At 65.0% G+C, this 20,289-nt stretch carries 19 protein-coding genes; 2 read left to right on the top strand and 17 right to left on the bottom strand.

The window, feature by feature from the left end:
• Positions 1-83: 83 nt before the first annotated feature.
• Entirely contained in the window at positions 84-1,199 is a 1,116-nt protein-coding gene (ald, locus tag SUTH_RS07090) for an alanine dehydrogenase (RefSeq protein WP_041101894.1), read from the bottom strand.
• A 120-nt stretch (positions 1,200-1,319) separates the two neighbouring features.
• Between ald and SUTH_RS19605 the strand changes: the two genes are divergently transcribed.
• Entirely contained in the window at positions 1,320-1,706 is a 387-nt protein-coding gene (locus tag SUTH_RS19605) for a bacteriohemerythrin (RefSeq protein WP_052473393.1), read from the top strand.
• A 232-nt stretch (positions 1,707-1,938) separates the two neighbouring features.
• Here SUTH_RS19605 and SUTH_RS07080 read toward each other — a convergent pair whose 3' ends face one another.
• From SUTH_RS07080 to SUTH_RS07035, 11 genes are all read right to left on the bottom strand, one after another.
• Positions 1,939-2,751, bottom strand: coding sequence for a CZB domain-containing protein (locus tag SUTH_RS07080; protein ID WP_171817330.1), 813 nt, complete (start codon positions 2,749-2,751; stop codon positions 1,939-1,941).
• A gap of 110 nt (positions 2,752-2,861) precedes the next feature.
• On the bottom strand, positions 2,862-2,993 hold the full coding sequence (locus tag SUTH_RS20215) for a hypothetical protein (RefSeq protein ID WP_269450486.1): 132 nt from the start codon (positions 2,991-2,993) through the stop codon (positions 2,862-2,864).
• Positions 2,994-3,018: 25 nt separating this feature from the next.
• A complete protein-coding gene (locus tag SUTH_RS07075; RefSeq protein WP_041098189.1) occupies positions 3,019-3,876 on the bottom strand; it encodes a ferredoxin reductase domain-containing protein in 858 nt (285 codons plus the stop codon).
• A gap of 23 nt (positions 3,877-3,899) precedes the next feature.
• A complete protein-coding gene (locus tag SUTH_RS07070) occupies positions 3,900-4,112 on the bottom strand; it encodes a hypothetical protein (RefSeq protein ID WP_041098187.1) in 213 nt (70 codons plus the stop codon).
• Positions 4,109-4,687, bottom strand: coding sequence for an electron transport complex protein RnfA (locus tag SUTH_RS07065; RefSeq protein WP_041098185.1), 579 nt, complete (start codon positions 4,685-4,687; stop codon positions 4,109-4,111). The genes SUTH_RS07070 and SUTH_RS07065 overlap by 4 nt, the downstream gene beginning before the upstream one ends.
• On the bottom strand, positions 4,680-5,312 hold the full coding sequence (rsxE, locus tag SUTH_RS07060) for an electron transport complex subunit RsxE (protein ID WP_041098183.1): 633 nt from the start codon (positions 5,310-5,312) through the stop codon (positions 4,680-4,682). The genes SUTH_RS07065 and rsxE overlap by 8 nt, the downstream gene beginning before the upstream one ends.
• A gap of 103 nt (positions 5,313-5,415) precedes the next feature.
• On the bottom strand, positions 5,416-6,156 hold the full coding sequence (locus SUTH_RS07055; protein WP_197539662.1) for an FMN-binding protein: 741 nt from the start codon (positions 6,154-6,156) through the stop codon (positions 5,416-5,418).
• Complete coding sequence (locus SUTH_RS07050; protein ID WP_041098181.1) at positions 6,153-7,295, bottom strand: RnfABCDGE type electron transport complex subunit D; 1,143 nt, start codon at positions 7,293-7,295, stop codon at positions 6,153-6,155. The genes SUTH_RS07055 and SUTH_RS07050 overlap by 4 nt, the downstream gene beginning before the upstream one ends.
• A 157-nt stretch (positions 7,296-7,452) precedes the next feature.
• Entirely contained in the window at positions 7,453-8,820 is a 1,368-nt protein-coding gene (gene rsxC, locus SUTH_RS07045) for an electron transport complex subunit RsxC (protein ID WP_041098179.1), read from the bottom strand.
• 7 nt (positions 8,821-8,827) lie between these two features.
• Entirely contained in the window at positions 8,828-13,786 is a 4,959-nt protein-coding gene (locus tag SUTH_RS07040; RefSeq protein WP_231851112.1) for a 2-oxoacid:acceptor oxidoreductase family protein, read from the bottom strand.
• A 24-nt stretch (positions 13,787-13,810) separates the two neighbouring features.
• Complete coding sequence (locus tag SUTH_RS07035) at positions 13,811-14,689, bottom strand: (Fe-S)-binding protein (RefSeq protein ID WP_197539661.1); 879 nt, start codon at positions 14,687-14,689, stop codon at positions 13,811-13,813.
• 752 nt (positions 14,690-15,441) lie between these two features.
• On the opposite strand from SUTH_RS07035, the gene SUTH_RS18350 reads away from it, so the two are divergent.
• Positions 15,442-16,749, top strand: coding sequence for a caspase family protein (locus SUTH_RS18350; protein WP_171817329.1), 1,308 nt, complete (start codon positions 15,442-15,444; stop codon positions 16,747-16,749).
• Between the two features lie 16 nt (positions 16,750-16,765).
• Here the strand turns inward: SUTH_RS18350 and SUTH_RS07025 are convergent, their stop codons facing one another.
• The 5 genes from SUTH_RS07025 to SUTH_RS07005 form a co-directional block, all read right to left on the bottom strand.
• Positions 16,766-17,605: an alpha/beta hydrolase gene (locus SUTH_RS07025; RefSeq protein ID WP_052473389.1), complete on the bottom strand. Its 840-nt coding sequence runs from the start codon at positions 17,603-17,605 to the stop codon at positions 16,766-16,768.
• A gap of 12 nt (positions 17,606-17,617) precedes the next feature.
• Complete coding sequence (locus SUTH_RS07020) at positions 17,618-18,391, bottom strand: pentapeptide repeat-containing protein (protein ID WP_041098177.1); 774 nt, start codon at positions 18,389-18,391, stop codon at positions 17,618-17,620.
• 90 nt (positions 18,392-18,481) lie between these two features.
• A complete protein-coding gene (locus SUTH_RS07015; RefSeq protein WP_052473388.1) occupies positions 18,482-19,036 on the bottom strand; it encodes a GNAT family N-acetyltransferase in 555 nt (184 codons plus the stop codon).
• An 8-nt stretch (positions 19,037-19,044) separates the two neighbouring features.
• Positions 19,045-19,338: a macro domain-containing protein gene (locus SUTH_RS07010; RefSeq protein ID WP_084207541.1), complete on the bottom strand. Its 294-nt coding sequence runs from the start codon at positions 19,336-19,338 to the stop codon at positions 19,045-19,047.
• A 41-nt stretch (positions 19,339-19,379) separates the two neighbouring features.
• The gene (locus SUTH_RS07005) at positions 19,380-20,267 is read right to left on the bottom strand and encodes a dienelactone hydrolase family protein (protein ID WP_197539660.1); all 888 of its coding nucleotides are present in this window, start codon (positions 20,265-20,267) and stop codon (positions 19,380-19,382) included.
• Between the last annotated feature and the right edge of the window lie 22 nt (positions 20,268-20,289).

The raw sequence follows: 20,289 nt of genomic DNA, 5'->3' as shown, positions 1-20,289 counted from the left end.
CGCAAAAAGATGCGCGACCGTATTCCGATCACGTCTTGACGGCTTGATCGCACAAGTGAAGGTTGTCGTGAGCGTCCGGCATTTCAGGCGCGAAGAACATCCGTCCGCGGTGCGCAGGTCATGCCAAGCGCTGCCGCCACGGCCGGATGGGTGATTTGCCCGGCGCAGGCATTGAGCCCGGCGGCGAAGCCCGGATCGTCGCGCAGCGCCTGCTTCCAGCCCTTGCCGGCCAGCGCGAGGATGTAGGGCAGGGTCGCGTTGCCCAGCGCCAGGGTCGAGGTCAGCGGCACGGCGCCGGGCATGTTGGCGACGCAGTAGTGCACCACGCCCTCCTCGACGAACACCGGATCGGCATGCGTGGTCGGGCGCGAGGTTTCGCAGCAGCCGCCCTGGTCGATGGCCACGTCGACAATCACCGCGCCGCCTTGCATCTTCTTCAGCAGGGCGCGATCGATCAGCTTCGGTGCGACGCCGCCCGGCCGCAACACCGCGCCGATGACCAGGTCGGCGCGGCAGACCGATTCCTCGATGGCGGCCGTGCCCGCCATCAGCGTCCGCACCCGCCCCTGATATTCCCGATCAAGCATGTCAAGCCGCTTGATGTTGCGGTCGATCGCCGTCACCTGGGCGCCGACTCCCGCGGCGATGCGTACCGCATGGGCGCCGACGGTGCCGGCACCGAGCACGGTGACCCGCCCCGGCGCCACGCCGGGAACCCCGCCCAGCAGCACGCCGCGCCCGCCATGGGGCTTTTCGAGGAAATGCGCGCCGGCCTGTACCGCCATGCGCCCGGCCACCGCCGACATCGGCGCCAGCAGCGGCAGGCGCCCTTCCCCGTCGGTGACCGTTTCGTAGGCAATGGCGATGCAGCCGGCCCGCAGCAGGGCCTCCGCCTGCCGCAAATCCGGGGCGAGGTGCAGGTAGGTGAACAGCAACTGCTCCGCTTTCAGGAAGGCGAACTCGGCCGCCTGCGGCTCCTTCACCTTGACCACCAATTCGGCATCCCAGGCCTCGGCGGCGCTGGCGGCGATGCGCGCGCCGGCAGCCAGATAGCCGGCATCGCCGAAGCCGATGCGCGAGCCGGCGCCGGACTGCACCATGACATCATGGCCGGCGGCGCACAACTCCCGCACCGCCGCGGGAACCAGACCGACGCGGAACTCCCCGGACTTGATTTCGGCGGGAACACCGATACGCATGCTCATCTCCTCAATTTAGCCACGACGCAGGCGCCAGTATGCACCGGAGCCGCGACTTCACCAGCCAAATTATGTATTTGGCGTGCCTGCGGAAGTCCGCAAGGTGCTACCATCTTTGCCATGATCGAATGGACCCCAGCCCTCAGCACCGGCGTTGCGCTGCTCGACGAGCAGCACAAGGAGATTTACCAGTGGCTCGCGGAACTGCAAAGCGCCGCCGACGATGAGCGTACGCTGTTCGGCGTGTATTCGCTGACCCGGCTGAAACACTACACGCGGGCGCACTTCGCGGCGGAAGAAGCGCTGATGAAGGCGTCGGGATATCCCGGTCTGGCCGAACACTCGGCGGAACATGCAAAGTTTTGCGCCCGGCTGAATGAACTCCAGCTCAAATCGATCGGTCAGGACATTTCGCGGGATACCGTGGAATTCCTGACCGACTGGCTGACCAGGCACATCACCAGGACCGACATGGCCTATGTGCCATACCTGAAAAAGCTGCAATAAACCCAGAAAAATCAGTTGATCCGCAGATTTCGCAGATGGATCAGCACGTTTGGCACGCCTTGCCGATCACCCATCGGGTTTGTCGGTGAGTACATCCAACCCTATGAAGTACCGCGTTTAAATCTGCGAAAATCTGCGTCATCTGCGGAAAATAGGATATAGCATCGCGCGGCGATCCGGGGATCGCCGCGCGATGCAATGCCCCTGACGAGGCATTGCCGGAAACAGCGTTTCAGGCCGCGGTCTTCTGCCCCGCGAAGAGGTGCACAATCGCCTCCGCCACTTGTTCCGAGGCATCGGGATAAGCCCCTTCCTCCAGCATGTGCAGGGCCTTCTCCTTGTCGCCCTGGCGGGCGACCGCCAGCACTTCCCCGGCGCAACGATGAAAGTTGGCATGGCGCGAGCGGACCACGGCGAACACCGGATTCTGGCCGAAACGCTCGCCGCCGATGCCGTTGATCCATTGACCGAGGGTGCACTGGTCGTCGCGCGAGACGGTTTCGACCCTGAGGTCTTCCTTGCCGTCGCCATTGATATGTGCCTGTAGCCGGGCCTTCCACTTGATGTGGGAATCGATGGCTTCTGTGCCTTCCGAGGCGATGACGAACATGCGCGCCAGCAGCATCTTGACCCGTTCCGACGACTTCACATAGTCGCCGCCGTGCAGCAGTTTGGTGGCGGCGGCCTTGTCCCCGGCCTGCGCCGCCGACAGTACGTCGCCGGCACTGCGATGGAACAGGGCATGATGCGCCTTCATGTCGAAGAAGGTTTCCGAAAAGCCGAACTTCTCGCCGCCCTTGTCGTAGATCCACTTGCCCAGGGGGCATTGATCGTCGCGGCAGACGACATCGACCTTGAGCTGCTCTTCGCTGGTGCCGTTGATGTAGCTTTCCAGCCGAACCTTCCATTTCATGTGGGCATCGACCGCGGTCTTGAAATTCAGGCCGGCCAGTTCGGCGCTTTGCTCGTCCAGTGCGCTGACGGCCGGCGCCGCCTGGCTACCGCCCCCACTCACGATGTTCTTGAACCAGTCCAGCATTCCCATGACGCCCCTCCCTTGGTCGTTGATCGGCATGCGCGCTGGCTTGTGTTGTTTTTTATGCAGCCGGCGGCGGATCAATTTTCCACAAAATGAAATGCCGGGACATTCGAACATCACATGACGGAAGCAATACGATTGATTGCGATTTGAAGCATTTCATGCCGGCTGCCGGCGAAAATGAAAACGCCGCCACGAACCGGGGCAGCGTTCTTGCAGGCGACGAACGCCCGATCGCTGCTTTGCATAACGGGAATTCCCCTTCGGGGGCCGTTAATACAGCACTTCGCTCCAGCGTCCGCTGGAACGCAGCTGGGCATGGACCGACGCCCACTCGCGGGCCGAGCCGGCCAAGTCCGCCATCGCCCGGTCGACCATCGCGAGCATGTTCCCGGTGCCGGCGACGAACACCCGGGTGCCCGGCCGCTTGAGCATCTCCCAGACTTCCGCCGCGTTCTGTTCCAGGGCCTTGTCCAGCGCCACCGGCGCCCCCAGGCCCGGTCGCGGGCTGACGGCCTGGAAGGCCTTGAAGGTCGGCTGGTCGAAATAGTTGGCGAGGTCGTTGTTCTCGTCGTTCATGTAGAGCATTTCCAGCGGGCTCTTCGCGCCGTAGAACAGCCGCACCCTGCCCTGCCAGCCGCCGATCTTTTCGTAGATCTGCCGGATCAGCGTGCGAAACGGCGCAATGCCGGTGCCCATGCCCAGCATCAGGATGTCGGCGGTCTTGTCCTCGGGAATGACGAACGGGTAGCCGACCGGGCCGGCGAACTGGATGCTGTCATCCGGGCGCAGGTCGCACAGGTAGTTCGAGGCGACACCCTGGTATTCCTCGCCGTTGAAATCGTCGATGTAGGAACAGCGCCGCACGCAGATGGCGAACTCGGTGCCGTCGTTGCGCCGCTCCAGGTCCATGATCGAGTACAGGCGGGTGTGCCACGGATTGCCAAGCTGTCCCGGCGCCATGACGCGGATGCAATTGCCCAGCGTGCCGTCGAAGGACAGGTCGCCGGTCTTGAAGGCCAGGTGCCGGACCTCCTCGCGCGAGGCGGGCGGCGTGATGCGGCGCGATGCCGTGAGGACGGCGGAATAGGTCCTGGCGGGAGGCGGTGTGGGTGGCTTGGATGTCTGCATGTCATTGGCTCCAGAACAAGTGTTCAGTGGTGTGGCGCGGGCGTGGCGGCGCCGGATTCGCAGGCGGTGTCGCTGCAGCCGCTGCCGGCGGTGCAGCTGCCGCATTTGCTGCTGTCGCGGAAGGGACCGAGCTGCGGGTTCCGCGCGGCAAAGCACCGATAAATGCGCTCGACGGCAATGCCGGCGAGCATGATGGTGAAGATGAGGCCGATGGTCACCAGATAGGTAGTCATCATCCGCCCAATCCGGCAAAGCCCATGAATGAAAGCGAGAGGATGCCGGCCAGCATCAGCGACAGCGCCGTGCCCTGCGCCAGGTCGGGCACGTTGGACAGCGTCAGGCGCTCGCGCACGCTGGCCATCAGCACCAGCGCGAGGGTGAAGCCGAGGCCGCCGCCGATGCTGAAAGTGACCGACTGGACGAAGTCGTATTCGCGCGCCGTCTGGAACAGCGCGACGCCGAGCACGGCGCAATTGGTGGTGATCAGCGGCAGGTAGATGCCCAGCGCACGGAAGAGCGCCGGGCTGTATTTCTTCAGCACCATCTCGACCAGTTGCACCGCCGAGGCAATGATCACGATGTAGGAAATCAGGCGCAGGAATTCGAGATGGAAGTAGCCCAGCAGCAGGTTCAGGCCGTAGGCGCAGAGCGAGGCCACCAGCATCACGAAGGTGGTCGCCACGCCCATCGGGAAGGCCGTGTCGAGCTTGCCCGAGACTCCGAGGAAGGGGCACAGCCCGAGGAACATCGCCAGCACGAAGTTGTTGGCGAGCAGCGCATTGACGAAAATCTGGAAGGCCGATTCATGCATTTTGCGTGGCCTCCTTTCCTGCCTTGCGCCGCGCCCACCACGAGAACAGCAGCAGCCAGGCGCCGAGCACGAAGAAACCGCCGGGCGGCAGCACCATGATCACCCAGGGCTGGAATTGCGCACCGAACAGGGCCACGCCGAACAGCGTGCCGGCGCCGAGCACTTCGCGCACCGTGCCGAGCGCCAGCAGGCCGATGGTAAAGCCCACGCCCATGCCGGCGGCGTTGATCATCGCCGGCATGGGCGTGTTCTTCGAGGCGTGGGCTTCGGCCCGGCCGAGGATGATGCAGTTCACCACGATCAGCTGGATGAAGGCGCCCAGCGCATCGTAGAGCGCCAGGCTGATGGCCTGGATGACATAGTCGACCACCGTGACGAAGGTGGCGATGATGACGATATACACCGCGATGCGCACCTCCTTGGGCGTAAAGCTGCGCATCAGCGACACCAGCGCACAGGAGCAGACCAGGACGAACGTCGTCGCGACTCCCATTGAAAGCGCATTGACGCCGGAAACCGTGACGGCCAGCGTCGGGCACATGCCCAGCACCATGACGAACACCGGGTTCTGGCGCCAGACGCCTTCCATGAACTCGTCCCAGGTGGTTGCCGTCGTCGGATTCATCAAAAAAACCTCGGTTCAATCCGCAGATTTCGCAGATTGTGCGGATATCCCGATTCATCCGCGCCAATCTGCGAAATCTGCGGACCGGATTCCTTTTTCAGATTCATGATTTGCTCCCGAGCTTTTCGAGGTTGGGGACCAGGCGCGGCAGCAGCGCCTGCGCCGTATCGTTGATGGCCTTGCCGACGGCGCGCGAGGTGATGGTCGCGCCGGCGATGGCATCGATCTGCCACGGGCTGGTCTTGGCGCCGTGCTTGACCGCCTTGACCTCGTTGGCCAATGCGGAAAGGTCACCCTTCAGCTTGACGTCGAGGGCGTTGAAGTTGGCGAGGAACTCCTTGTCGGTGATGATCTTGTCGCCGATGCCCGGCGTCTCGCGCATATTGACCACGCCGATGCCGACCACGCACTGGCAGTCGGGCGAGTAGCCGAACATGATGCGCACGGTATCGGCGTAGCCCTTGGCGCCGCCCTCGGCCGCGATGCCGGCGAGCTTGCCGGCCGCGTCGTAGGCGGCAAAGAATTTGACCGCGCCCGGCGCATTCGCCGTGTCGCCAGCGCCGACTCTTGGCTCGATGCCGCCAGCAGGTAATGCGACATACTCGGCAATCGACTTCGCCGCCGGGATCACCTTGAACACGGCGCGCTCGGTGGCGATCTTCTTGTTGGCGGCCACGGCATCGTAGGTGCCCTCGTAGGCGCCGACGATGATCAGGCCGCAGATGGCCGACACCAGGCCCAGGGTGCGGATCATCGCGGCCGTCGGCGAAGCCGGCGGCGCGGGCTCGGGCTGGGCGACCGCGATCGGAATCACCTTCTTGTCGCTGGCGGGCTGGTCACTCATTTTTTCGGCTTCTTGGGCAGGAAGCGCTTCTTCGGCGTTACCGCGCCGGCTTCCTCGCGCGAGATGTAACCCGGATTCAGCGGATAGGTGGCACGCTTGCGGCGATTGAGCACACTGCGGCCGAAGGGCACCGGCTGGGTGATCTTCTCGATCAGCGGCGACGCGGCATTGGCGATCAGGATGGCGTACATCACGCCTTCCGGCAGGCCGCTGTAGTAGCGGATCACCACCGTCAGGAGGCCGATCAGCGCCCCATACACCCACATGCCCTTGGGCGTCACCGGCGAGGTCGCCATGTCGGTCGCCATGTACACGGCACCGAGGATCAGGCCGCCGGAGAACAGCATGAAGAAGGGATTCGGATAACGCGCCGGATCGAAGGCGAACAGCAGCCAGGCCGTCAGCGCCGCGCTGCCGATGATCGCCAGCGGAATGCGCCAGTCCATGAAGCGGCGCAGCGCCAGATACGCGCCGCAGAGCAGGATCAGCAGCGGCGCCGGACCGACCGCCATGTGGCCCGAAAGCGACGTCAGCAGGTCGACGGCATTGGCCACCACGCCGTCGAACTTCCATTTCGCCAGCGGCGTCGCGCCGGCCAGCGCGTCGAGGTTCTTGACCTTGAGCCAGGCGGCGGCATCGGCCGGAATCATCAGCGGCCAGGCCAGCGACGAGGGAATGAATTCGGTGAAGCGGCCGGTGAGGAAGGACGGCGTATAGGTGGCGATGGCGGTGGGAAACGCCGCCTGGACAAACGCGCGGCCAACCAGCGCCGGGTTGAATACATTGAAGCCGATGCCGCCGAACAGCGCCTTGCCGAGAGCGATGGCAACGAGGCCGGCCACCGCGCCCATCCACAGCGGAAAGCCCGGCGGCAGCGTCAGCGCCAGCAGCAGGCCGGTGATCACGGCCGAGTAGTCGGACAGTCGTCCCGCCTGCGTCCCGGTGCGAACGAAGAAGCGCTCGGTCAGCAGGCAGGCCGCGGTGACGACAACGAGCGACGCCAGCGCCGAAATGCCGTACTGGAACACATAGAAGGCGCAGATCGGCAGCAGCGAATACACCACATGCCGCATGATGGTTTCGACCGTCTTCGCCCCCTGCACATGCGGGGCCGAACGGATTTCGATGGGAGCGGTCATGCGACGAACCTCGAATCAATCCGCAGATTACGCAGATTTCGCAGATTGAAGCAACTCAACTCAGAGGCCGGGGGCACGATGGCCATGTTGCGGGCCCGAGGTTCCTTTTCATCTGCGCAAATCTGCGAAATCTGCGGACAAAATGCCTTCCTCATTTTCATGCCGCCTTCTCCCGCAGGATCTGCTTGGCGACGCGGAACTGCTGCACCAGCGGGATGTTGGACGGGCAGACATAGGTGCAGCAGCCGCACTCGAAGCAGTCGCCGAGGAAATACCGTTCGCCCATCAGCTCGTATTCGCGCTTGGCGGCGAGCATGCCCAGGGTCGACGGGTTGAGGCCCATCGGGCAGGATTCGACGCACTCGCCGCACTTGATGCAGGGATAGGTCTGGCGCGTCTCGCGCACCTGCATGTCCTCGCGGCGGAACACCAGCACGCCGGAGACGCCCTTGGTGATGGGCACGTCGAGCGAGCCGATGGCCTGGCCCATCATCGGCCCGCCGAGGATCACCTGACGCGCATCGAGCGCGTGGACCGCGGGCACGCCGGCGTAATCGAGCACGAACTTGAGCGGCGTGCCGAGGATCACGCGGTAATCGCCGGGCCGCGCCACGCCGGAGCCGGTGACGGTCACGACCCGCTCGGTGAGGCCCTGCCCGGCCGGCAGCAGCTTGCCCAGCGCGGCCAGCGTGCCGACGTTGCTGACCACCATGCCCAGCGCGATCGGCAGGCCGCCGGCCGGCATCTCGGTGCCGAACAGCGCCATGATCAGCATCTTTTCCGCACCCTGCGGATATTTGGTCGGCACCAGTTCGGCGAATATCTCGCCCTCGGGAAGGGTTCCGGCGCGCGCAATGGCGTCGCGCAGAACGCTCCGCGCATCGGGTTTGTTGTCCTCGATGCCGATGATGGCCCGCTCGGCGCCGGTGGCGCGCATGGCGTAGCGAATGCCGGCGATCAGATCGTCGGACTGTTCCACCATGACGCGGTGATCGCAGGTGAGATAGGGCTCGCACTCGCAGCCGTTCACCACCAGGGTATGCACTTTCGCCTGCTTCGGCACCGAGAGCTTGGCGTGGGTCGGGAAGGCGGCGCCGCCCAGGCCCACCATGCCGGTATCCCAGATCGCCTGCAGGATGTCCTGGCCGGTGGCCTGCGACAAGTCGCGCGGCCGGCCCCAGAGGTCTTCCTGCGTCGCTCCCGGATGGGCGCGGATGACGATGGACTCGATCCACGTGCCGCGCATGCCGGGGCGCAGGCCGATGAACTCGACCACGCCCGACAGCGGCGCATGGTGCGGCACCGAGAGCCACTCGTCGCTCCTGGCGATGGGCTGGCCGCGCACCACTTCCTGGCCGACGCGCACGATCGGCCGCGGCGCCTTGCCGATGTGCTGCGACAGCGGCACCGTGACCTTCGGCGGAAACGGCAGGCGGCGAATCTTGCGATCCGCCGTCAGCTTGCAGGACGGCGGATGCACGCCGCGCTGGAAGGCTTCACCGCGGAAGTAGGAAAGCAGCTTCATCGCCGGATCAGTTGTACTTGGCCGCCCGCACCATGAGCTTTTCCACCCCCGGCTCTGCCATGTTCCACGGTGTGCCGGGATGGATGCAGCCGGCCGTGCATTTCTCGGCGGCCTTGACGATGTCGGCGAATTTCGCGCCCTTCGGGTTGATGACGATGGCAAGTTTCTGGTCGTTGTAGGCGAAGGTCTTCGGTGCCAGCGTGGTGCACTCGTCGCAGGCCGTGCATTCCGGCGTCTCGATCCAGACCGGCTCGTAATCGCCGCCGCCGGCGCTCGAAATCGCCGTCCCGCCAGCGCCGACTCCCGCGGCGGGCGTCGCGACGGCACCGCCGCCCCCCAGACCGAGGCTGGCGCTGACCTTGGCCAGCAGTTCGGCGCGCACGCGCTCCGTCACTTCGTCGGTATCCGCCGGCTGCGAATCGAGGCCGGCAATGCCGCGCAACTGGCGCCAGAAATTCAGACGCTCTTCGGAAGAACGCACCAGATCCGCGGTGACCAGCAGGCGCATCAGGCGGTTCTTCTTGTCCACCGCCCAGATGTAGGGGAACTTGCCTTCGCGGTCGTCCGCGTCAAGCTCCAGGAAATCGGCCAGCAACACCATGTTCTCGTTCCAGGTTTCCGGCGGAGCCTTCTTGAACTGCTTGAGGAAGCGCGCCTCGGTCGCCGCGAAATCAGCGAAGGTCATCGGCAGCGTCATGCTCTGTTCGGCGCCGTTGTCATCGAGATACTTGAGGCTGTAGGTCGGCCAGTCGGTGTCGAGCGACGGGTTGCCTTCGAGGCTGACGCACTCGCGGAAGGTGGTGCCGGCATCGGGATCGAAGCGGAACAGCGGATAGGCGCGGCCTTCCACCGCCAGCTTGCTCTGGTCCACGCTGCGGTCGTCGCCGACGCCATGCTCCGGCGGACAGACCGCGTAGATGTTGAACAGCGCCGGACGGCGGCTGTTCAAGCCATCGACATAGCTTTCGAGCAGGTGATTGACGTGGGCGATGGTGCCGGACATCACGTAGGACGTGCGGTGCGCCATGCCGATCAGCGAGATCTCCTTGCGCGTCTCCTGCTTGCCGCGCTGCGCCGCGCCGAAAGGCGCCATGTCGGACACCTGGCCGATGAAGCCGGAGGTGCAGGCCTGGCCGCCGGTGTTGGAATACACCTGCGTATCGACCACCAGCACCTTGATCGGCATGCCCGACATCATGGCGCGCGAGAGGTTCTGGAAGCCGATGTCGTACATCGCGCCGTCGCCGCCGATCGACACCACCGGCGGGCACAGCAGCCACTCCTCCTCGGAGAACTTGCTCCAGGTGAAGCGACGGAAGAAGTCGTCGTCGCGATCCGGCAGGTAGTCGCTGGCCAGTTCCATCTCGGCCATGCGCACGGCCTTGAAGCCGTCGGCCATCTTCGCCATGTGGCCCTCGAAGAGGCCCATCGCCACGGAGGGCGAATCCTGGAACAGATGCGAGGTCCAGGGGAAGGGATAGGGATGGAAGGGGTAGGTCGAACCCCACACCGAGGTGCAGCCCGTCGAGTTGACGATGCCCATCTCGGCGCGACCACGTTTGGTCGGGCCTTCGACATAGCGCCACTTCAGGTCTTTCAACTTTTCCAGCAGTTGCGCGGTGTTCTTGACCCAGGCCGGATCAAGCAGTTGCGATGGCTTGTCGGCATTCAGCTTGTTGGCCAGGTTGGACAGGGTCAGGTCGTGCAGGCCGGTCGCATCCACGGCGCGCACCACCGCGCCGGTGTCGGTCAGGTCGACCGCCGAGGCGAGCTTGACGCGCATGTGCTGTTCGAGGCGCACGATCAGATCGTCGAGCTTGTCGATGAAGGCCTTGACGCGCGGCTGCATCAGCGCCGTCACGGTCGAGGTAAACAAGTGGATCGCGGTCTTCTCGCCGCAGCCGAGGCAGGCGCCGTCGCCGCAGTTCATCGAGGCGTAATTGTGCTTGTCGAGCAACAGGGTTTCCAGCGCGCCGATCTTTTCGTCGAGGCTGTCGATGCGGCTGTATTCCTTGGGCGTGGTCGGCAGGTCGAGCCAGGTGTTCCAGTCGCGGCGCAGGCGCTCCACCGAGTCCTCGGTCTGCGTCACCATTTTCAGCGCATTGTCCTCGCAGACCGTGACGCACAGCGCGCAACCCTTGCAGGTATAGGGATTGATGGTGATCGAGAAGAGTCCGCCGCTGCCCTTGGCTTTCTTCTCGCGCTGCGACCAGTAGGGCTTGGTGGCGCCGAACTGGAAGCCGCCGAGCTGGATCTGCAGCTGGGTGAACTCGGCGGCCAGCGAAGCACGCTCGCCTTCCGGCGTTTCGGCCAGCACCTGGTCCATGGCGATATCGATCAGCGGGCGCACGAAGCCGCCGTCGTTGTCGATCAGCGCGCGCAGTTTCTTCTCCACGGCGCGCACCGCGCGGCGCAGGAAGCGGGTCGGCGTGCCGCTGGTTTCGATGCGGTTCACCGCCGCGTTGAAAACGTCCGGAATCGAGCTGACCAGGCCGGGAATCGCCGAGTCCGGGCACTGCGTATAGCAGTTGCCGCAGGCCGTGCAGTTCTCGGCGATCCACTGCGGATGCTCGAAGCGAATGCCGGTCATGTCGCGGAACACGCCGGTGGCGGCGGGCACCAGCGACATGCCGATGAAGGGATCGACCAGGTTGTCGGACCCCTTGCCGGTCAGGTAGAAGTTGCCGGTCTGCTCCCAGAAGCGGTGGATGTCGGCCGGCTTGGAGAGGCGCGGCCCCTCCTCCGCCACCGGCAACTGCCGCAGCATGACGGGCAGGCCGGCATCCTGCCGGGCCAGTTGCTTCTTCGCGACACCGATTTCCTTGTCGGTGATCTCGGTCAGTTCGGTAAAGCCGCGCCGCACCACGCGCAGGTTGTCGGCCACCACGCGCGCGCCCTTGCCGCCGAACTTCGACTGCAACTGGGCCTCGATCGCGGTAAACAGCGCGTCTTCCGTCAGGCCCGCGTTGGCCATGGTCGGGCTGGCGGCGAAGAAGGCGCCCTGGAAGGCGATGCCCTGCATGCGCAATTGCAGCTCGGCCGCGCCGGCTTCCTCGCGGGCGATCTGGAAGGCATCAAGATAGAACACGCGAATCTCGTTGTCGACGATGAATTTCTGCGCCCAGAGCGGGAAATTGGCCCAGGTCTGTTTGCCGAGGTTCGACTGGATGATGAAGAAGCCGCCCTGCTTCAACCCCGACAGCGGGTTGCTGTGGCCGAACACCGCCGGATCGGGCGAGAGCACGACATCGACGAAGGCATATTCGCAATTGATGCGGATCGGTTCCGGCGCCGCCGACAGGTAGTAGGTAGTCGGCTGCCCCTTCTTCTCCGAGCCGTATTTCGGATTGGCCTTGATGTCCCAGCCGAGCAGTTCGAACAGGGTCATCGCCAGGTTCTTGCCGGTGGTGATGGCGCCCCAGCCGCCCACCGAGTGCATGCGCACGGTGATGGCGCCCTTCGGCAGCAGGTTGGGATTCTCCGAACCGCGCACGCCCAGTTCGCGGATGCGCGGGTACTTGTCGGCGAGATCCTGCTGATGCACCTCGTCCTTCGGATTGATCGGATCGCGGGCGAAATCGACGGAGAGATAGAAGAACTTGCGCTGCGTACCCTCGGGCAACATGTTTTCCACCGTGCCGATCAGTGCCTCGGGTTGCAGGTCGCGCGAGCCCAGGCCGTAGCAGCCCGAGTACAGGCGCGGCATGTCGCCGGGGCCGTAGCTGGCGTAGTCGGCATAGGGCTTGTCACCCGCCGGTCCGGCCATGCCGTTCTCGATGCACTTGGTCAGCACCGCGCGCACTTCGCGGATCAACGGCAGGTCTTCGGCCAGCGGCTGATCGGTGCGCTCCAGCACCGCGACGCCCTTCTTGCCGCGCAACACATGGCCCAGCAGGTCGCCGGGGAAGGGCCGGAACATGGTCAGGTTGACCACGCCGACCTTGAGCTTGCGCGTTTCGCGCAGGTAGTCGGCAACGGCTTCGGCCTGCACGATCATGCTGCCCATGCCGAGGATCAGGTAGTCCGCATCCTCGGCCTTGAAGGTGGCGACGCGCTGGTAGCGGCGGCCGGTCAGCCCGGCGAATTCATCCATGCAGGCGTCGGTAATGGACTCGATGTGGTCGAAGAAATACGGGCGCTGGCCGGCGGTGGCCTGCATGTAGGCGTCCTGGTTCTGCACCGTGCCCGAGACCACCGGAACATCGACGTCCCAGATCGCCGGCACGCGGCGGCGTTTCGCGCCGAACAGCATTTCCTGCGCCGGCGTCGGCGTGTCGATCAGGTCGTCCGGCTTGCCGAGATATTCCGCGACCAGTTCGCGTTCGGGCAACAGCCCGGATTCGATCAGGTGCGTGGTCAGGAATCCGTCCTGGCCGATGATGGCCGGGGTCAGCGACAGTTCGGCGACCTTGCGCGCGATCAGGTTGAGGTCGGCGGCCTGGGTGGCACTGGTCGCCATGACCTGGATGAAGCCGGTGTCATCGACGCAGTGGTAGTCATCGTGGCCGGCATGCACGTTGAGCGAGGCCTTGGTGATGGCGCGGCAGCCCATGTTGAGCACGTAGGGCAGGCGCTTGCCGACCGCTGCATAGAGCGACTCGTGCATGAAGGCGACACCCTGCCCCGACGAGAAATTGACCGCGCGCAGGCCCGTCATGGCCATGCCGGCCGTGACGCCGGCGGCGGCGTGCTCGGATTCGGGCTCGATGAAAATCAGCGGCTTGTCGGAAATGTTGAGGTGGCCGGCGGCGACCTCCTCGGCCCAGTACTCGCCCATCTGCGTCGATGGCGTGATCGGGTAGGCGCCGGCGGCATCCGATGCCTCGCGCTCGACATGGATGATGGCGGTGTTGCCATCGACCGCGTCGCGCACGCCGGGGTACTTCACCGACTTCGCCTCCTGGCCGGCGCTGCCGGTCTCCAGCAGCGAGAACGAGAAGATTTTCTTGATCAATGACATGGACATGATGACTTCCTCAAACTTTCAAGTTCAATAGCGCAGCGGCAACGGGTCGTTGCGCAGGATTTTCTTGGCGGCGGCGCCCTTCAGCGGACGGTCCGGGGTTTCGAACCAGAGGATCGCTCCGGTAGGGCAGCGTTCGATCGGCACACGGCTGGCACGGTCGTTCCAGTCGTAATTGACGACGGCGAGGTTGCCGGCAAGCTGCATCAGCTTGAACGGCGAATCGGCGACGCACTTGCCGCAGGCGGTGCAGGCCACCTCGCAGGAAGCCTCGGCGGTATCGCCGTCCGCCTGGTTCTTGCAGGCCACCCAGAGGCGATGGCTGATCGGCTCCAGGCTGAACAGCCCCTTGGGGCAGACCTCGACGCAATCGTTGCAGGCCGTGCATTTTTCGCTGTCGACCACCGGCAGGCCGTGGGCATCCATGGCGATGGCATCGAAGGTGCAGACATTGGCGCAATCGGCCAGGCCCAGGCAACCCCAGGCGCATTCCTTGCCGCCGCCGGACACCACCGCCGCCGCGCGACAGGTCTTGAGGCCCTCGTAGCGGGCGCGCAGGAAGGCCACATGCTGGCCGCCGCCGCAGGCCAGCCGGGCCACCTTCTTTTCCACCGTGCCGGCGGCGACGCCGAGCAGGTCGGCGATGCCCTGGCGCTGCTGCGGCGAGCTCACCGTGCATTGCGCCGGGATGATGCTGCCGCCGACCACCTTCTCGGCGAAATCGCGGCAGCCGGCCTGGCCGCAGGCGCCGCAGTTGGATTTGGGCAGCAGTTCCTCGACCTCGCCGATGCGCGGGTCTTCGAAGACGTACAGTTTCTTGTTGGCAAACGCCAGCAGCAGCGCCAGGACGATACCCAGCCCGGCCATGAAAGCCCCTGCCACCGCAAGATTCGCCAACGACTCCACTCCCGCCTGCTCCCTTTTCAATGCGACCCGAAAATACTTCAGGCCTGAAATAACAACCACTTGATGATCATGGATTTGCCGCCGCGTTTTCACCATGCCCGCAGACGCGGCAAGCCGCGTTGATCTGGAGCAAGGGATGAATCCGTAGTGCAACAACGCCACAGTGAATCCGGCCGTCCGCAGCCTTGGGGGCGCGAACGACGGATCCGATCACGGCGCAGCCGGGAGTTGCTCCCGATCTACAGGCGAGGCCGGCGCTTTGACGCCGACTCAGGGAGACATGCGAGGCGGGGTTTTGCTCCGCATGTATGTGACGAGTCAACTATAAGACCTGCAACCGAAGCCATGTAACGGATAATTTTATTTCCGCATTCGGCGAGTTCATTCACACCCTGACTGCGCCAACTGGAGCAATTGCATTGCGTGCCGTCGCGGGGAAAGAGCTGCAAGGCCAATACGTAGCGAGTAAGATGCCGCGGAAGAAATGCGCCATTCAGGGAGATAGCATGCGCGAAACAGGGTTGCTCCGGAAATCGATCCGCTTCCCTTTGTCTGCCGCCCTGATGGCATTGGTGCTCGTCGCCTGCGCGGCGCCGCCGCAGTATTCAAAGACCGAAGATCCATTCAGGGCGCTGTCATCCAGGGCGACCCGCCTGCATTCCGCGGCGAAGTTGTGCGTCCTTCTCACTGACAACACCAGCAAAACCTTCGATTACCTGACCACAATGCGCGATGGCCTTGCCGGAAGCGCCATGTCCGGATTCGATTCCAGACGCCTCGTCTCCGACATCACCAATACCCTGCAATCCCGCTTTCGCGAAGTCACCTCGATCAACTCCGCCGCGGACCTGCCGTCCCGCGACTGCGGCCTGGCTCTGTCACTGGACCTGAAATTGACCATGTCGCCGGGCATCCGCAAGGAAGGCGCCGCGGAAATCACGGCGTCCTTTGCCGACAACAAGGGCGTCAAAGTCGATGGAATGTCGATTGTGGCCACCCGGCATACCTGGGGCTCGATCGGCGAAGCCGCCGCGGAGGCGTGGGACGCGGCCAATACGGACTTCGGCGACAAGCTCGACAAGTCCGCAGCGTTGCTGGCATTCGGCGCGAGCTCGCCACCGACCGCGGCGCCGGGCACGCCGCCGGCGTCGCTGGCCGACACTTCGGCTGCGATCGACCTCGCCTTCTGGGACAGCATCAAGAACAGCGCGAATCCTGCCGACTTCCAGGCCTATCTGCGCAAGTTCCCCAGCGGCAGCTTTGAAAGCCTGGCCCGCTCCCGGCTCGCCGCACTGGGCGAGGCGGCTCCGGTGCGCATGAAGCCGCTGGCACAACCGGGCAATGCCAGGCTCAACTTCGGCAACTACCACGCGCTGGTGATCGGCATCGACAACTATCGCTCGGTGACGCCGCTCAAGACCGCCGCGCATGACGCGCGCACCGTGGCCGACCTGTTGCAGAAGGAATACGGTTTCAAGGTCACGCTGCTGCTCGACGCCACGCGCAACCAGATGCTCGATTCCTTCGACGACCTGCGTCGCCGCCTCACCGACGCCGACAATCTGCTGATCTACTATGCCGGCCACGGCCATCTGGACACCGACTCCGACCGCGGCTTCTGGCTGCCGGTGGATGCCGATGCCAATCGCCGCGCCAACTGGCTGTCGAATTCGGACATCGCCGACATGGTGCGCGGCACCCGCGCCAAGCATGTGCTGCTGGTCGCCGACAGCTGCTATGCCGGCACGCTGACGCGCAGCCTGTCGGTGCAGATGACCGCGCTCGACGACTTTACCCGCCTGTCGCAGAAGCGGGCGCGTACCGCGCTGGTCTCGGGGGGACTGGAGCCGGTGGAGGATGCCGGCGGCGGCAAGCATTCGGTGTTCGCCAAGGCCTTCCTCGATGCGCTGCGGACCAACACCGGCATCGTCGACATGAGCCAGCTCTTCTCCTCGATGCGCCGCCAGGTAGTCCTCAGCGCCCAGCAGACGCCCCAGTACAGCGATATCCGCCAGGCCGGCCACGAAGGCGGCGATTTCATCTTCGTGCGGCGCAAGTAGCGACGACGCGGAGGCTCTAGGCGCAGCGCGCCAGTATCCACCCCAGAAGTTCCGCCACTACGCCCTCGCGATCGAGGTCGTTGAAGGTCTCGTGGCGGCTGCCTGGCCACAGGCGCAGGGTCTTGTCGCTGCCGCCCCAGCGCTCGTGGATGTCCCGGCTGCCGTCCGGATCGGTCAGGCGGTCGGCATCGCCATGAAACAGATACACCGGCAGCGCAAGCCCGGCGGCAGCGGCGCGATTGGCCTCCATTGCCTGCAGCAGCTCGGCACCGGTGCGCGCCGGCGGCGCCAGCAGGCTCACCAGCGGATCATTAACATAGGCCGCCACCGCCGCCGGATCGCGACTGATGGTCGCCGGATCGAGACGCGTACCGCGCAGGTGCGGCAGCCAGCGCGACAGCAGCGGCGCCAATGCCACCAGCAGGCGCGGCACGTCGCCACCGATCTTGAGCGCCGCCGACGACAAAATCAATCCCGCCACCGGCTGCTTTCGCTGCGCCAGCCAGCGCAGGGCGATGGCGCCGCCCATGCTGTGCCCCATGAGGAACAGCGGACGCCCGGCCGCCAGTTCGCGCGCCTTCGCCATCAGCGCATCCACATCCAGCAGATAGTCGTCGAAGCGCTCGACATACGATCTCTCGCCCGGCGAACGGCCGTGGCCGCGCAAGTCCGCCGACACCACGCCGAGGCCGCACTGATTGGCGCGATCGGCGAGGAAGGCATAGCGTCCCGCATGCTCGGCGATGCCGTGCACCACCGCCACCACGGCGCGCGGCGCCGGCGGCAGCCAGGCCTGGCCCGACAGCTTCACGCCATCGGCGGCGTACAGTTCGAAGAGCGTGCTTTGCGGGGCCATGCCGGTATGAGCCTAGCGGCGATCCCTGACCACGAAGGGCTCGACCAGGGCCTCCTGCACCGAACTGTCGCGATTGCGCGCCTGGTCGAAACTCGCGTTCCAGACGTCGGCATTGGCCAGATCGGCGCCGTCCATGTCGGCCTTGAAGAAGATCGCCTGGCGCAGCACCGCGCCCGCCAGCCGCGTTGCCTTGAGCTTTGCATTGCTGAAATCGACCTGTTCCATCGACGCGCCCGTCAGGTCGGCCCCCGACAAGTCGGCGCCGGCCAGCTTCGCCCCGGAAAACACCGCGCGAAAGGCGTAGCAGTTGCGGATCGATCCGCCCGAAAGATCGATGCCCTCCATCAGGATGTCCTTCAGATAGGCGCCTGAAAAATCCGCCTTCGGCGCCCGGGTGTTGATCAGGTTGGCGCCGAACAGATAGGCCCCCGCGAGATTCGCGCCGGAGAGGTCGCCGTCGTCGAAGGTCGCATGGAACAAGTCGGCGTTGCGCAAATCGGCACCCGCGAGATTGGCACCGGTGAAGTTGGCCCATTTGGCATTGCTGCCGCGCAAATCGGCGCCGGAAAGATTGGCCTTGCTGAAATCCGTGCTTTCCAGCTTGGCACCGGCCAGGCGGGCGCCGCGCAAGTCCCGCCCCGCCAGCTTCTTGCGCGAGAAATCGCACTTGGAAAGATCGGTGGCGGCCATCGGCGCGGCGCAGTTGCCGACCGGCAGATCGGCGGCGGCGGCACCGGCGGCAATGAGCAGAGGCGCCAGCAGGATAATGAACATGGATTTTTTCATTTTTGTCTCCCCATCCCGACCGCGATGCGTGATTCTATGCCTTCCAGGCGGGACAGCTTCGCTCGCCGCCGTATCGCCGGCGCCGACTTATCAAACTGCCGGCCGACGCGGATGCCGGTAAACATGAAACGGCGCGCCGGCGAATTCCATCTCGCGTTCCAGCCTCGCTCCCACCGCCAGCGCAAGCCGGATCGAGGCGGCGTTCTGGCTGTCGATCAGGCTGATCAGCGACAATTCGGGAACGCACTCCGACACCATGCGCTGCACCGCGCGCACCGCCTCGCTGGCGTAAGCCTTGCCCCAGTGGCGACGCGCCAGTGCCCACTTGATTTCGGGCTCCGGCCATTCCAGCGGATACCAGAGCCCCACCGTGCCGAGCACGGTCCGCGTCGATTTCTCTTCAAGCGCGTAGGGGCCGTAGCCGCGCAGCAGCCACTGCCCGGCCATGCCGGCCATTGCCCGCCAGGTGCCGGCTTCGCTCTGGGCGCGGCGATAGGTGTAGCGCATGCATTCGGCATCGGAGTAGTACTCGTGCAGCGCGCGCCAGTCGTCGGCGGCAAACATGCGCAACACCAGGCGATCGGTCTCCAGACGTTCCGGGATCATGAAACGCGGCGTTGCGGAAATTTGGTTTGAAGGCTGCATGGAATGTCCTATCCGGGGGCTGGCGCCGTCATCAGTTTCTGATAGGCGGCGAGGTCGTTCGCTGAAAAGCAGCAGAAGATTACTTCATCGATGGCAGCGACTTCCCGCAGGGCCGCGCGCACCGTCGCCACCGCAACGCCCGCGGCGAGTTCCACCGGGTAGCCGAAGACGCCGGTGCTGATGGCGGGAAAGGCAATCGAGCGGGCGCCGCCGCCGAGCAGGGACGAGTTCGCCGCATTGACGATGGCATCCACCGGCAGGCGCGTGATGTCGGCCTGCACGGCGCGCAGTTGCGATGGCATCAGCATTGCCCGAACATGAATCGCGGCTCCCGCAACCGGGCCTATTGGCGTAGAGCCATGTTCCGTTCGAGGAACTGGAACATCCGCTGCGCCGAGTCGGCGGTGTATTCCGCGTTGTAGCGATAGCTCACGCTGTTGCCGCGCGCATCGGTTTTCGAGTAACCGTCGAGGCTCCTGCAATCCCAGCAATGCGTGGCCTGCGGATAGACATGCCACTCGACCGGCGCGCCGGCGGCCTTCGCGGCGCCCAGTTTGGCGACGCATTCCTCTGCCGGCGTCTCGGTGTCCTGCTGTCCCATCAGCACCAGCAGCGGACGATCGATGTCGGGCTGGACGATTTCATAGGCGGCAGCGGTCGGCGGTTTGATGTTGAAGCAACCCGGATAGAACGCCACGGTGGCGGCGAAGCGCGTGCCCGGCAGCGCATTGCCGCTCCAGCGCGCGCTGCTGGCCAGGACACCGACCATCGCGCCCCAGGAATAGCCGGCCAGGGCAATGCGCTTCTGGTCCACAAAGTCGAATTTCCGCAAATGCTCCGCCGCCTGCAGTGCGTCCTTGACCCCGCGCGTGAAAATCACGCCGCCTTTCGGCCCGTAGCACACCGAATCCACGCCGCGCGGGCCGAGGCTGTCGACCAGCAGCGCCACGTAGCCGCGCGCCACCGCATCCTTCGCCCAGCCCAGCATCGATTCATTCGGCTTGCGGGTACCCAGGCCGCCGCACTGATGCAGCAGCACCAGCGCCGGAAACGGCCCGGCGCCCTCCGGCTTGAACAGTGCCATCTGCGGCCGATCGACGGCAGCCGGCGCCACCGGCTCGGCCGGAAACTGGAGGTCCTTCGCCATCGGCATCTGGGCCAGGGCGAGCGCGGCGTTCAGGCCGCACACTGCCGCCAGGCCGCACAGGATCATCCAGCGAAATCGTTTCATCATTGTCTCCGGAGTTTCAGGT

Origin of the sequence: Sulfuritalea hydrogenivorans sk43H, assembly GCF_000828635.1 — a bacterium.
Taxonomy (GTDB): Bacteria; Pseudomonadota; Gammaproteobacteria; order Burkholderiales; family Rhodocyclaceae; genus Sulfuritalea; species Sulfuritalea hydrogenivorans.
Note: the sequence above shows the minus strand (reverse complement) of the source record. Positions and strands in the feature narration are given on the sequence as shown.

Coding starts and splice junctions, on each gene's coding strand:
- ald (WP_041101894.1), bottom strand. CDS start 1,199: ATGCGTATCGGTGTTCCCGCCGAAATCAAGTCCGGGGAGTTCCGCGTC.
- SUTH_RS19605 (WP_052473393.1), top strand. CDS start 1,320: ATGATCGAATGGACCCCAGCCCTCAGCACCGGCGTTGCGCTGCTCGAC.
- SUTH_RS07080 (WP_171817330.1), bottom strand. CDS start 2,751: ATGGGAATGCTGGACTGGTTCAAGAACATCGTGAGTGGGGGCGGTAGC.
- SUTH_RS20215 (WP_269450486.1), bottom strand. CDS start 2,993: ATGCAAAGCAGCGATCGGGCGTTCGTCGCCTGCAAGAACGCTGCCCCG.
- SUTH_RS07075 (WP_041098189.1), bottom strand. CDS start 3,876: ATGCAGACATCCAAGCCACCCACACCGCCTCCCGCCAGGACCTATTCC.
- SUTH_RS07070 (WP_041098187.1), bottom strand. CDS start 4,112: ATGATGACTACCTATCTGGTGACCATCGGCCTCATCTTCACCATCATG.
- SUTH_RS07065 (WP_041098185.1), bottom strand. CDS start 4,687: ATGCATGAATCGGCCTTCCAGATTTTCGTCAATGCGCTGCTCGCCAAC.
- rsxE (WP_041098183.1), bottom strand. CDS start 5,312: ATGAATCCGACGACGGCAACCACCTGGGACGAGTTCATGGAAGGCGTC.
- SUTH_RS07055 (WP_197539662.1), bottom strand. CDS start 6,156: ATGAGTGACCAGCCCGCCAGCGACAAGAAGGTGATTCCGATCGCGGTC.
- SUTH_RS07050 (WP_041098181.1), bottom strand. CDS start 7,295: ATGACCGCTCCCATCGAAATCCGTTCGGCCCCGCATGTGCAGGGGGCG.
- rsxC (WP_041098179.1), bottom strand. CDS start 8,820: ATGAAGCTGCTTTCCTACTTCCGCGGTGAAGCCTTCCAGCGCGGCGTG.
- SUTH_RS07040 (WP_231851112.1), bottom strand. CDS start 13,786: ATGTCCATGTCATTGATCAAGAAAATCTTCTCGTTCTCGCTGCTGGAG.
- SUTH_RS18350 (WP_171817329.1), top strand. CDS start 15,442: ATGTCCGGATTCGATTCCAGACGCCTCGTCTCCGACATCACCAATACC.
- SUTH_RS07025 (WP_052473389.1), bottom strand. CDS start 17,605: ATGGCCCCGCAAAGCACGCTCTTCGAACTGTACGCCGCCGATGGCGTG.
- SUTH_RS07020 (WP_041098177.1), bottom strand. CDS start 18,391: ATGAAAAAATCCATGTTCATTATCCTGCTGGCGCCTCTGCTCATTGCC.
- SUTH_RS07015 (WP_052473388.1), bottom strand. CDS start 19,036: ATGCAGCCTTCAAACCAAATTTCCGCAACGCCGCGTTTCATGATCCCG.
- SUTH_RS07010 (WP_084207541.1), bottom strand. CDS start 19,338: ATGCCATCGCAACTGCGCGCCGTGCAGGCCGACATCACGCGCCTGCCG.
- SUTH_RS07005 (WP_197539660.1), bottom strand. CDS start 20,267: ATGAAACGATTTCGCTGGATGATCCTGTGCGGCCTGGCGGCAGTGTGC.